We start from the raw sequence: 11044 nt of genomic DNA, 5'->3' as shown, positions 1-11044 counted from the left end.
TGAGGCTCCCAACCAGCCAAAACATAAATCACCACCGAATGGACTGACAGACTTTTTTCGAGGTATCACCAACCGAAGCTGGCTCCCAAGGAGGAACCGTCAATGATCCTGCCTCGATGATTATATACCTTATGATCTGTCTGGAGTATACGGGAGCTACAGACATGTATAACTGTTAGTTAAGCTCCTTGATGATATCTGATGAGAGGGGAATCCTCCCTTCAATCATTACTTAGATTTGGAAATAGAAACTATTAACTGTAGTCCTTAATGACTACATCATTACTATACTAGGAGGAAAAAAGTAATGGGGAAATTTTCTAGAATGGGGGCCGCCGCTCTTGCAGCAGCTTTATCATTTTCCATGGTTGCACCGATAAGTGCAAATGCGGAAATAATGAAGAATTATGATGCAGCGACGGATACATACACTTATTGTAACGAGGATACAAATGAGGTTGTAACTTTTAAGGCAGATGAGGGAAAGATGGAGGATACAAGCCTTCTTTATAACGAAAAGAAGGTTTATTACGTCAATGTAGGTCAGTATATGGAGATTCCTTCGATTTATACCACACCGGATGTCGTAAAGTTTACAGGTTTTAAGTCAAGCAGTAAGAATCTTAAACTCAGAATGTATGATTCTTTCGAAGCAACAAATACCGGAAGCCCGAAATATGCGTACTATAAGAAGGTGGATGGAAAAAAATTATATTTTTACAGAGATGTTAATGGAAACATGCAGTCTGCTGAGTGGGATGCGCTTAAGGAGATGTACAAGGGATCAGGATGGTACAGATTACAGTTCTATGCTAAGAAACCCGGTAAGTACAAGGTTAATTTTAACGCAGTTAACGCTCAGGGCGCTGTTGTAGCCAACAAGAGCATTACGATTATCGCTAAGGCTGATACGAGAGCAATCAAGTCAATTACCTTTGCCGGCAAGAATGTTCTAAAAGACACCGACGGAGATGGCAGAGACGATTATAGAAACTATTATGCAAAAACCGGCAACTACACAACAAAGAAAAAAGGTAAACTTGTTGTAACTGCCAATAAGGGTTATAAGATCAAAAAACTCGAAATAAGTAGTGCGGTTGTTGCAGCAGATAAGCCCGATGACGGATGGGAAGGAACAAAGAATAAAGGCACAGAAGAGGTTGATATTAACGGAAACGGCAGAACAGATGATGTTGTAAACGGTCAGTCAGAGAAATCAGTAAACAGAGTCTGGAAAACCATTAAGAATAAGAAGACCTTAAAGCTCAGTACAACGAGCGAGGATGCAGAAGTAGATTACAGCCTGGTTAACAAGAAGGACAATAGCAAGACCAAGGTTAGAAAGACAAACGGAATAATTCATCCGACATTCCTTCGTGTAACATACTACGATACAAAGAATAAGAGGACAGTAAGAGAAGTATATGAGTTATGGCTTCTCAAGAAGTAATTGATTATGAAAAGAAATAAAAACAGTTAAACAGTATTCGGCAAAAACTGAATAACAGTAAAAAGGCTTCCCCGATCGAAGCCTTCCCCTTTGGGGGGAAGGTGGCACGAAGTGCCGGATGAGGGGAAGCCTTTTTTCGTCTTCACGACAATTATTCAAATAACTTAAGCAACGTTCTCGTCTTTCTTGCCTGCATCCTTCTGATTTCTCTGTGCAATAAGTACCTTGGCAGCAATGCCTGCAAGTACAAGAGACAGAGCAACAAGAAGTACGGCGATTCCTGCCTGGATAAGAGCCCAAACATCTGCTGCACCTGTTGTGTAAGCAGTAAGCTTAGCTGTTATTGTCTGGAAAAGTGAGCAAACAGTTACAGCAAGCATAAAGATCATAGGAATGAAGAACATCTTGTTGTTCTTACCTACAGCACCGAGCCATGTGCATACAGCGATAAGACCTACAGCTGCAAGAAGCTGGTTTGCTGCACCGAACAGAGGCCAAATCTTTGTGTAACCTGTCATACCAAGGCTTACACCAAGAACAACTGTTATTGCTGTTGCTACATAAGGATTGGCAAGTACTTTCTTGTATCCGGTAGCATCCTTTGCTGTCTGGCCCTGCTCAAGGAAGAACTCCTGGAACATGTATCTTGCAAGTCTTGTAGCTGTATCAAGTGATGTCAGGCAGAATACGGATACTGCAAGGATGAGCATCTGGTACATGATATTCTGTACGCCGGGAGCAAAGCTTCCGATCATTGCTGAAAGACCGCCTGCAAATACCTGTGTAGGGCTTGCGTAGGTTCCGTCAGAAGCTGCAGACCATACAAAGCCGATTGCACAAAGAGAGATAACAGCAACTGTACACTCGATGAGCATTGAGCCGTATGCAACGGGGCGCGCGTTCTTCTCATTATCAAGCTGCTTAGCGGTTGTTCCGGATGAAACAAGTGAGTGGAATCCGGAGATAGCGCCACATGCGATTGTTACAAAAAGTGCAGGGAAAGCGGTTCCTGTTGTGAATACGCCGGTTCCCTTAAGAGAAGCATCTCCCATAGCGGGAACTGCAAACTGGCCGTGGCCTGTAACTACTGCACCGAGTACAGCGATAACACCGGCTGCAATCATGAAGTAGAGAAGGAAAGAGCTGAGATAATCTCTGGGCTGCAGAAGGATCCATACAGGAGTTACTGAAGCAACCAGGATGTAAGCTCCAAGTATCCACATCCAAGCGTTATATGAGAGTGCGATAGGATGGAAGTTAAGGCCGATAGCCACAATAGCAGCTATGCCAATACATCCGAATACAGAAGCAACACCTACAGGGGCATTTTTTCTGTAAACAAAATAACCAAATACCATAGCAAGTGCTATGAAAAGCAATGAAATCATTGCTGTGGACTCGTTTGCGGCAAGGGTTGCACCCTCAACAGCAGCGCCTGCAGCGGTAGTTGTACCAAAAGTACTTGCTACGATTGAACTGAAGGCTGCTACAACGAGCAGAAGTGTCAGATAGCCGAAAGTAAGGAACAACTTCTTAGCTGTTCTTCCCATGGAATCATCAATGATTTCGCCGATAGACTGTCCCTTGTGACGAAGGGAAGCGAAAAGTGCGCCAAAATCATGGACACCTCCAAAGAAAATACCTCCGATAAGAACCCAGAGCAGAACCGGAACCCATCCGAAAACTGCGGCCTGAATAGGACCATTGATGGGGCCTGCACCTGCGATTGATGAAAAATGGTGACCCATAAGTACGGGCGTTTTTGCGGGAACATAGTCCATGCCATCCTCAAGCTCGTGAGCCGGAGTCTTACGGCTGGGATCGATTCCCCACTGTTTTGCAAGCCAGCCGCCATAGAAAACATAACCGGCAGCGAGGATTGCAACACTTACAATAAGTAATACTGCTGCATTCATACTTTTTCTCCTCCTTAGAAATCCCCTTAGGGTATATGTCAACTGACGGATTTATAATCCAGATCAGTTGCAGCCTCAGTGATGTTATTACAGATAACATGTGTTTTGCTATAGACATCCGAAAGCAGTTCTTTAAGCTCGCGCCCTGAATAATTGGTGCTTACTTCACCATCATCCATGGAAATAACCGCGAGCCTAGCCTCGCTGTGTCCACGGAAATTGAAAAGATAACCTCTGTCGTAACGGAACTTTCGAATGGCCTTTTTTAATGATTTATCCGGTGTCTTGGAAGTCAGAATCACGAAAGTCAGATATGTGCACATGTGATCCTTCTCGGGATATTTCTCGCCGTGTCTTACCAGTTCAGGTTCTGCGTAATCCGTGATGACCGACATGATGTCATTAAGAGTGTCCTCTGTCAGCGCGTCTTCCTTTATAAAAAGAACATGCTCAAATGCCTTGATGGACCAGAGAGTTGCTTCTTTTTTTAGTACATACTTTTCGCTGAGTGAGCAGAACCGTGCGTATGCGGCGTAATCAGTGTCCCCCAAACTGAAATTTTCAGTGATATCGAAGCTGGCTTCGTATCTGCGAAGAAGCTCCTTTAAATAGGCATCCCTGAAATTCATACAAACCTCTTTCCCATAATCAGCAATTCGTATAAAAACACTTCGAATTAACTGATTAAATATAACTTAGAGTCACTTTATCACTTTGACGCGCTATTGCAAGATGACAAATTTAATCAGTTTTTTTGAAAATAGATTAATTTTGTAATGTATTTGGAGGAATTTGCTATTTTTATGCGTTATATTTATACTTAATAAAGAGGCATCAAGTGCTGAATCTGACGGGGAGATAGAGAGACAATGAAGGCTTTAAAGAAGGCAGTAATTGCTTTACTTATAATTATTCTGATGCCTGTTCTGGCATTTTCCCTAATTACGATCTACTTATGGATTGACGAGTATAAACCTGCCGACATCGAGGTTGTAGAGGCTGTTCATAATGAGAGGAAAATAGAATTAACCGATAACAGTTTCACAATGCTTTCCTGGAATATAGGGTATGCAGGTCTTGGCGACAATGCAGACTTTTTCATGGATGGTGGAAAAGGTGTAATGACTGCCGATAAGGAACGTGTAGACCAAAATATAGAAGGAATTAAGGAAGTTATTGATGAAGTATCACCTGATTTTACAATTTTGCAGGAGGTAGACAGAGATTCAGACAGAACCTACAGAAAAGATGTAGGAGCGGAGCTTATCTCTTCTGCCGGTTCAGTGAGCTATGCCTATGCTCCGAATTATAGGGTTGCGTATGTGCCAATACCGATTCCGCCCATAGGGAAGGTTGAATCCGGACTTATGTCCATGTCTGCCTATGACATAGAGAGCTCTGAGAGAGTTGCTCTTCCCTGCCCGTTTAAATGGCCGGTAAGGCTGGCAAATCTGAAGAGGTGCCTGCTGGTAACAAGAATTCCTGTCGAAGATACCGGTAAAGAGCTGGTGATTATAAATCTCCACCTGGAGGCCTATGATAGGGGAGAAGGCAAAATTGCGCAGACGAAGCTTCTTAAGGATTATCTGGAAAAAGAGTGTGAAAAAGGCAATTATGTGATTGCTGGAGGAGATTTTAATCAGGTCTTTTCAAACGTTGACACCTCAAAATATCCGGTGATGGAGGGAAACTGGCAGCCCGGGATCATTGACGCCGGTGCCTTCAGCGACAATTTTAATATCTATATGGATGTAAATACAGCGAGCAGCAGAGCGCTTTCACAACCTTATGAGGGGGCTGATAAATCCACTTTTCAGTTATATGTGATAGATGGATTTTTAGTATCGAAAAATATAGAAGCCACCGGTGTTGAAACTTTGGATTACGATTTTAAGGTGTCCGACCACAATCCGGTAGTTCTTAAATTCAAACTTAGCAAATAGAAAAATGCCCTTAAGTAATTAAGCTTAAGGGCATTTTATTGTTTCGATATCATATGTTACGGTTACGTTTTGGGATTCGGTATTTCCGGCCCATTTATTAAGGATACGGTCGAGCACCACTTTTACCGAGTCTTCGCGATTTGACTCCGGAATCAGAAGCCAGAACTGATTTTTACCCTTTCTTGTGAATACATCGCTGAATCTCATGGATGATCTCAGAACACCGGCAAATGCATCCATTATTTCCTCAGTCCGGTCACTTTCAATACCCTCAGCAAAATTCAGTGTAATTATTCCAAACTGAACCAGAGAATTATAATTAAAAATTGAACGCTTTAAATAGCGGTAAACAGTCGTAAAGGCCTCATTTGATACTTCATATGAGCCACTGGGTTCGCCGCGTTCATCCAGAACTGCGAAACTGTTCTTGACGTTGGTGTTGATATCAGGCAGTGGTTTTGCATCATCTGACTGGAAAAGGCAAAAGCTGTGTTTTCCGTTCTGTTTAACCTGGTAGAGTGCTTTATCGGCTTTTTTGAAAAGCTCACCGTATTCAGTGCCCTCTGCAGGTACAAATACAGCGCCCACGGAGACTCCGAGCGGAATATCCACCTCATTTCCCAGGATTCTTTCGGCTTCGGCCTTCAGCATGCGGTTAAGCTGCTTGGTTTTGGCATCTATTATGAATTTATCCTTGATGTTGTTGCAGAAAATGATGAACTCATCACCGCCGATTCTGCCCACGACATCCTTATTCCTGATGACGGTTTTTAAAATTCCGGCAAAGCTTACAAGAACCTCATCCCCGGCATCGTGTCCCACGAGATCATTGACCAGTTTGAAGGAATCAAGGTCGATAACCATGAGGACTCCGGACCTGTGCTTACAGCACTCTGTGATCTCTGATTCAGCATAACTCTTGTTATATAATCCGGTAAGCAGATCCGTTCTGGCCTCAGCCTCCAGGTTTTTCATATGTTGGATATTGTCAAAAACGCGTCCTACGCGGCTAAGAAGAATGTCCTTGCTGCAAGGTTTATGGATATAATCGGCAGCGCCGACCCTAAAACCCATTGTTTCCTGTTCTTCTCGTTCATCCGAGGTCATGAAAATCATGGGTACGCCTGAGCCGTACTTATCCTTGAATTTCTTTTGAAGCTCGAAACCGGACATATGCGGCATAAGAAGATCTGTAATTACAAGCTGGGGATTTTCTTTATCAAAAACAGAAAGAGCCTCTTCACCTGAAGAAGCGCAGACTACGTCATAATCATTCTCAAGCATGGTTTTAGTAATGTAACGGTATATTTCTTCGTCATCTACAACCATAATTTTTTGCATAGTAACACCTCGGCTGTTATTGTGCGCAGATTTCCGAGAACATTACTATTTTACCATGTTTGTGGTAAGATAGACTCGCTATGCTCATTAATTTTATGAAAATTTTATGAGAGGGAAAAAAGTCTGGGAGGAAATAAAAATGAGTGAACAAAGATTTGACCCGATGACGGGTCAGCCCATTAATTCGGGAAAATCAAGCGGTTATAAGTTTGATCCCATGACAGGTAAACCGATTAATCAACAGCCTGTCACACAGCAGACGACATATGCTTATGATCCGGTAGCTATTGAGAGGGAACAATCAGCCAGGAACAAAAAACTTGCCATTGTAGTACTTGGAATAGGAGCTGTGCTGTTTCTTGTTCTTATAATTTTCGGGGCATTTACCGCAGCAAAGTATTTTAGTGAGAAGCTTCCGAACCAGGATGCAGAGCTTATCGGACAAAATACGGTGGAAGAGCCTGCAGAACCGGATGAACCTGTAGTAGATGAACCTTTTGTGGAAGAGCCCGCAGAGGAACCTGTAGACGAGGAACCTATGGAGGAGGCTGCAGAGGAGCCGGCAGTGGAAGAGCCTGTAGAAAAGCCGACTGAGGAGCCGACTGAGGAGGCTACAAGTGAACCGGCAGTAACCGAAGAAAATACGCTTCAGGTAAATGCACCCTCAGGAGACAGAAAATCCTGTGATCCTTATGATATTTCTGCATTTACGGTTGGAAGAATTACTTATCAGCTCCCTGAGAAAGTTAGCGACTTTCTGGAGGACGGCTGGTCCTTTAGCAGTGAACAGGATGCATCAACAACTATTCCGGCAGGCGGACTTGAGTGCATGTGGCTCTACTATCCCGGGGATGAAGCACATGTAATGACCAGTATCAAAAACTTCAGCCTTGATGCTAAGGAAGCCAGAGACTGTTATATTACTGAAATTGATTTCAACACACCTACGGTCCAGACCATGGGCGTACCCGTAACAGCTCATGGAAAAGATATATCTGTCGGCATAAGCACCAAAGGGGACGTTATAAAGGCTCTTGGAGTGCCGGACAGAGAGAATGATAACGCATATTACTACTATGGGGAAAATGCCGATGAGGATGAGTCCTCATATAAATACACGACAATTATGATGGGCGATGATGACATTGTTGAGATAATCTCGGTGCGTAATGAGCTTGAACCCACTGATCTGGAGCAGACAGAGGTAAGCACGGATGCTCCCGACTATCTTAGCTATTACGTTGCGCCTTCATCACTTGGAAGTGATCCGTTATCCGGTAATTTCAAGCTAAATGGCGTAGTTTACAACCTTCCAGTACCGCTCCAGGTTCTTGTGGACAATGGCTGGAAGTACGACTATGACGAATCATATTCAATCGGAGCCGGACAGGGCGGCGTTATTGATATGTATAAAGGTGACAGCCGTATTTACATTGTGGCTTATAACAGCTCCGATAAAGCATGCATCCTTAAGAACACTATTGTGACCAGTCTGACTGTATATCAATCAGACTATTATCCGGTTGATATAGAGTTTCCAGGCGGCCTCAATCCTGATATGACCGAAAATGAGGTTAAGACCTTTTTGAACAAAAATAATATTACAAATTACGACTATACCAGGAATATCGCAATTTATACTATTCCTTTTGATCAGACCGGTGACGACAGAAGCCAGTCAGGCAACAGATATGAGATAGATTTAGGTGAGGATGGCGTCATCTACAGTATTGATATCACGTGCTATGGATGGCTTGCACAGTAACACCCGAATAATGGTATAATAATAGTGCTACTGTAGTTTTTTATGAGGGGTATACCATATGAGGACTGATAGTAAAAACGGAAAAGTGATAGTGTATCCTGAGGGCGGGATAGATTCCAATACAGCTGACGGGGTTTTCAAGGAACTTGCGGAGATTACCGCGGAAAATGAAGGCGCAGAATTTGAGATCAACATGGAGGCGGTTGAATATATTTCCAGCGCCGGACTGCGATCCTTCATGAAGCTCCAAAAGAGCGGAATTTCAATGAAACTTACTGAACTTAGCCCTTCAGTTTACGAGATATTTGAGGTGACCGGTTTTACCGAAATTTTAGATATTAAAAAGGCGTATCGCAGGATTTCCGTGGATGGCTGTGAAGTCATCGGGCGCGGCTTTTATGGGACTGTGTACAGGATAGACGATGATACCATTGTCAAAGCTTATAGCTCGCCGGATAGCTTATCCATGATAGAGAATGAGCAGAAAAAGGCAAAACAGGCTTTTCTCAACGGAATTCCCACAGCAATATCGTATGATATTGTGAGAATCGGTGACAGCTACGGATCTGTATTTGAGATGCTAAAGGCAAATACCTTTAATGATCTCATAAAGGATAATCCTGAGGATGCTGATAATATCATTAAGACCTATGTGGATTTTATTAAGCAGGTTCATGAGACAGAAATGCCCCCCGGTGAACTGCATTATGCCAGGGATAATTTCTTACAAGCGTTGGACGTGGTGCGGAAATATTTATCTGACGATGAGTACGAGATATTAAAAGGATATTTGCAGAAGCTCCCGGATGATAATCACGTTATACACGGCGATTTTCAGATGAAAAATGTGATGATGGTGGACGGGGAGCCAATGCTGATAGATATGGACACCCTCGCCGTTGGACAGCCGATTTTCGACCTTGCGGGTCTTTATGTTTCCTATAAGTCATTCGTGGAGGATGAACCCGGAAATTGCATGATGTTCTTGGGAATACCGGATGAAATGGGAGACAGAATCTGGAACGGAATAATAGATAACTATTTTTCCGAAAAGTCAGCTAAAGAAAAGGAATCTATCTGTGACAAGATCAAGCTGGCTGCGGCAATACGCTTCCTCTATATTCTGGATATATCGGATTACAAGAATTCGGACCTCGGTCAGGTAAGAATAGAGCATACCAAGGAGCACATAAAGGAACTCATTCCGAAGGTCGATTCATTACTTTTTCCATGAGGTGGATATCGTGAAGATGTTTTTATCGTCCTCACGCTTGTATGAGACTTCATCCATACTCTTCTTTACTATGAAGATTCCAAGACCGCCAATTTTCCGTTCCTCAGCGGAAAGAGTGGTGTCCGGATCCTCTCTTTCAAGAGGATTATAGGCAAAACCGGAATCAATGAAAGTTATAGTGGCTTTGGAGGCATTTTGATCAACATCAATTATAATGGTCGCATCACCGCTGCCATCACTATAGGCATAGCTTGCTATATTGACAAAAATCTCTTCAACCGCAACATCAATCTGCATCTGAACCTTCATGGTGCAGCCTGCGTTTTCAAGCTCTTCGTCAACAATGGCAAGAAGATCGTTCAACTTTTCCACTTTCGCTTCAAGAGTTATTTCTTTCATGGCGGTACCCCTCATATAAATCTGTTATAATAATACCATACACCAAAAAATATGAAAATATTAGTTGCATATCGACTAATCCACAAAAGATGAAAGATAGGGCAGGATGTTTTGCTCTATATGATATATAACAGAAGCATAACACATATTACAATAAGACCATGAACAAAGCAAAAACATGATTCAAGCCAAAAAGGAGGAGATATCATGAATATAACACTTGAAGCTATTGAAAAAGTAATGGAACTTACAGGCGTGGAGTACAAAACAGCAAAGGAAGCCCTTGAGAAAACAGACGGCAACATTGATGAGGCTGTAAAGCTTATTCAGCCTTCCGCAAATGACATCGGCGATGACGTTAAGTGCCTCATTGATCAGCTTAAGAAAAAAGTTGAAGAGGGCAATGTAGATCGTATCCAGATCAAGAAGGATGATGAGGTTATCCTCAGTGTTCCTGTAAATATCGGAATCATCGGCGGTATCGTCGGTCTTGCAACTGCTCCGTGGGCACTGATTGCCGGATCTGTTGCAGCTTTCGGATTTGGATGCAAACTCATCGTAGTCAAGAAGGATGGTTCTACGGACGAAATTAAGTAAAAACTGAATAAGATAACGCAGACATACCTCAAAAGCCGAGTCTTTTGGGGTATTTCTTTTTGTGAATAAAAGTTTATAATGATAAAGATTGGCTCTTCTGGCATGAGTGTGGTTAGTTAAATACGCTGAAGTCCTCATGCCATGCGGCTTAAGCGTACTTTACACGGTTGCGATTTGGTAACGGTATTTTCAGGTCAGAACAGTATAGCAAAACCATATCGATCATACTGTCTACGTCCCTGAATCCATACGCCTTCCGGATAAGCAATTTTATCTTGTTGTTGGTTGCCTCAATGCGGGCATTGGTCACACCAAGCTCGATAGTGTTAAGGATATGATCCTTGTGGCGCATGATCTTTCTCTGCAGCTCCACAAACACCGGGATCCTACAGTGCCTTG

Annotated in this window: 10 protein-coding genes; 5 read left to right on the top strand and 5 right to left on the bottom strand. The window is 42.8% G+C overall.

Annotated elements, in window-relative coordinates; translation table 11 throughout:
• Positions 1 to 307 precede the first annotated feature (307 nt).
• A complete protein-coding gene (locus tag BLR42_RS20685) occupies positions 308 to 1450 on the top strand; it encodes a hypothetical protein (protein ID WP_091873301.1) in 1143 nt (380 codons plus the stop codon).
• A 164-nt stretch (positions 1451 to 1614) separates the two neighbouring features.
• Here BLR42_RS20685 and BLR42_RS20680 read toward each other — a convergent pair whose 3' ends face one another.
• Together BLR42_RS20680 and BLR42_RS20675 are read right to left on the bottom strand one after the other, a co-directional pair.
• A complete protein-coding gene (locus BLR42_RS20680) occupies positions 1615 to 3366 on the bottom strand; it encodes a carbon starvation CstA family protein (protein WP_091873298.1) in 1752 nt (583 codons plus the stop codon).
• Between the two features lie 38 nt (positions 3367 to 3404).
• Entirely contained in the window at positions 3405 to 3995 is a 591-nt protein-coding gene (locus BLR42_RS20675; protein ID WP_049946128.1) for a DUF8052 family protein, read from the bottom strand.
• A 240-nt stretch (positions 3996 to 4235) separates the two neighbouring features.
• On the opposite strand from BLR42_RS20675, the gene BLR42_RS20670 reads away from it, so the two are divergent.
• Positions 4236 to 5309, top strand: coding sequence for an endonuclease/exonuclease/phosphatase family protein (locus BLR42_RS20670; RefSeq protein ID WP_091873296.1), 1074 nt, complete (start codon positions 4236 to 4238; stop codon positions 5307 to 5309).
• A 24-nt stretch (positions 5310 to 5333) separates the two neighbouring features.
• Here BLR42_RS20670 and BLR42_RS20665 read toward each other — a convergent pair whose 3' ends face one another.
• Positions 5334 to 6650 carry a diguanylate cyclase domain-containing protein gene (locus BLR42_RS20665; protein WP_091873293.1) on the bottom strand — a complete coding sequence of 439 codons (1317 nt, stop codon included), beginning with the start codon at positions 6648 to 6650 and terminating at the stop codon, positions 5334 to 5336.
• Positions 6651 to 6789: 139 nt separating this feature from the next.
• Here BLR42_RS20665 and BLR42_RS20660 point away from each other — a divergent pair, with 139 nt between their 5' ends.
• The gene (locus BLR42_RS20660) at positions 6790 to 8415 is read left to right on the top strand and encodes a hypothetical protein (protein ID WP_091873291.1); all 1626 of its coding nucleotides are present in this window, start codon (positions 6790 to 6792) and stop codon (positions 8413 to 8415) included.
• A gap of 58 nt (positions 8416 to 8473) precedes the next feature.
• Positions 8474 to 9649, top strand: a complete 1176-nt coding sequence (locus BLR42_RS20655) for a phosphotransferase (RefSeq protein WP_091873288.1) — start codon at positions 8474 to 8476, stop codon at positions 9647 to 9649.
• Here the strand turns inward: BLR42_RS20655 and BLR42_RS20650 are convergent.
• A complete protein-coding gene (locus BLR42_RS20650) occupies positions 9635 to 10048 on the bottom strand; it encodes an ATP-binding protein (protein WP_091873286.1) in 414 nt (137 codons plus the stop codon). The two genes, BLR42_RS20655 and BLR42_RS20650, sit on opposite strands and share 15 nt — an antisense overlap.
• A 207-nt stretch (positions 10049 to 10255) precedes the next feature.
• Between BLR42_RS20650 and BLR42_RS20645 the strand changes: the two genes are divergently transcribed.
• Entirely contained in the window at positions 10256 to 10645 is a 390-nt protein-coding gene (locus BLR42_RS20645; RefSeq protein ID WP_091873282.1) for a DUF4342 domain-containing protein, read from the top strand.
• A gap of 148 nt (positions 10646 to 10793) precedes the next feature.
• On the opposite strand, the gene BLR42_RS20640 is transcribed toward BLR42_RS20645, so the two are convergent.
• Positions 10794 to 11044, bottom strand: a 251-nt coding sequence (locus BLR42_RS20640; RefSeq protein ID WP_139165230.1) for a transposase, incomplete at its 5' end; no start/stop codon positions are given.

It is taken from the genome of Butyrivibrio sp. INlla16 (assembly GCF_900104155.1).
In the GTDB taxonomy this organism is placed as follows: Bacteria; Bacillota; Clostridia; order Lachnospirales; family Lachnospiraceae; genus Butyrivibrio.
The sequence above is the reverse complement of the archived record's forward strand: the minus strand, read 5'-3'. Positions and strand labels throughout refer to the sequence as shown.